At 64.9% G+C, this 1,562-nt stretch carries 3 protein-coding genes; 2 read left to right on the top strand and 1 reads right to left on the bottom strand.

What is annotated here, in order from left to right:
* Together JHD07_RS39510 and JHD07_RS39515 are read left to right on the top strand one after the other, a co-directional pair.
* Positions 1–285: SDR family oxidoreductase (locus tag JHD07_RS39510; protein WP_291632048.1), on the top strand; the 285-nt coding region annotated here is incomplete at its 5' end.
* Positions 286–298: 13 nt separating this feature from the next.
* The gene (locus JHD07_RS39515; RefSeq protein ID WP_291632049.1) at positions 299–1,138 is read left to right on the top strand and encodes an SDR family oxidoreductase; all 840 of its coding nucleotides are present in this window, start codon (positions 299–301) and stop codon (positions 1,136–1,138) included.
* Positions 1,139–1,250: 112 nt separating this feature from the next.
* On the opposite strand, the gene JHD07_RS39520 is transcribed toward JHD07_RS39515, so the two are convergent.
* Positions 1,251–1,562, bottom strand: a 312-nt coding sequence (locus JHD07_RS39520) for a hypothetical protein (protein WP_291632050.1), incomplete at its 5' end; no start/stop codon positions are given.

The following is a 1,562-nucleotide window of genomic DNA, read 5'->3' on the forward strand; positions in this document are numbered from 1 at the left end:
GCGTTGAACGCGGCCGTACGCGGACTGACGCGGCCCCTCGCGCTCGACGGCATCCGCATCAATGCGGTCGCGCCCGGCAACATCCTCGCCGCCGACGGCACCTGGGCGCGCAAACTCGCCGAGAACAGGACTGCGGTCGAGGACATGCTTGCGCGCGAGGTGGCGTTGCGCCGGCTCGGCAAGCCGGAAGAGGTTGCCGACCTCGTCGCCTTCCTCGCCTCGCCGCGCGCGGCGTTCATTACCGGCAGCGTCATGGTAGCCGACGGCGGCCAATTGCGCAGCTGAACAGGAGCTCTCGATGGCAAGCCCGTCCTCACGCTATGACCTGACCGGCCGCACCGCTCTCGTGACCGGTGCAGGCGGCCTGCTCGGCCGGCAGCATGTCGCCGCGCTCTCCGAGGCCGGCGCGCGTGTCGTCGTCACCGACGTCGGGCTTGCGCAGGCCGAAGCCGCCGTTGCCGCGATCAAGCAGAACGCGCCGTCCGCCGACCTGATCGCGCTTGCGATCGACGTCACCGCGCTCGATTCGGTGTGCGCTGCCAACGAGCAACTTTCCGGCCGCGGTGTCTCCGTCGACATTCTCGTCAATAACGCGGCGATCGACCCCAAGGTCACGTCCGCGCCGGGCGTGATGCATTCGTCGCGTTTCGAGGCGTTTCCGGTGCCGCAATGGCAGACCGAGATCGCCGTGGGCCTGACCGGCGCGATGCTGTGCGCACAGGTATTTGGCGGCGCGATGGCCGCGCGTGGCCGCGGTGTGATCCTCAACATCGCCTCAGATCTCGGTGTGATCGCACCGGACCAGCGGCTCTACCGCCAACCGAAGGTCACGCGCGAGGAGGAACAGCCGGTGAAGCCGGTGACTTATTCCGTGATCAAGCACGGCTTGATCGGGCTGACGAAATATCTAGCCACGTACTGGGCCGATCGCGGCGTCCGGGTCAACGCGATCTCGCCCGGCGGCGTCTTCAATAACCAGGACCCGGCCTTCGTCGAACGGCTGACGCGCCTGATTCCGATGGGTCGCATGGCCGATGTCGAGGAATACCGTGCGGCGGTGCAGTTCCTCTGCTCGGATGCCTCGAGCTACATGACCGGACAGAACCTCGTCATGGATGGCGGCCGGAGCGTGTGGTAGCGGCGGCCGGCCACTCGCGATGAACCAGACCTGCCGTACACGACGGGTCGGCGATTGTCACAGATCGAAAGCAGATCAGGGGTGAATGGTCACTCAGCCAATTGGCCGGGACTTAGTTAGGCACCGCGGAACGGCGAAACAACCGAGTTCTGTCGGCCAACACCCACGGAAGGATCGGGCGGCCCAGCTTCTGCCAGCGCTCCTCCAGAATGATCGCGGCCAACAGAGCGGCAATCTTGATCCAGTATGTCGGAGTCGCCACGAAGTTCAGCATGCCGCCGATGTACATCACGTAGAAGCCATACAGCACGTAGAACGACAAAGCTGCAGTCAGATATCGCCCGGCAACGATTGAGCGAACCATGATTGCGGAAATGAGAGCGGCCAGCCACGCGACCCCCAGCAGAAAGAACCAGCTCAAATA

It is taken from the genome of Bradyrhizobium sp. (assembly GCF_016462955.1).
Taxonomy (GTDB): domain Bacteria; phylum Pseudomonadota; class Alphaproteobacteria; order Rhizobiales; family Xanthobacteraceae; genus Bradyrhizobium.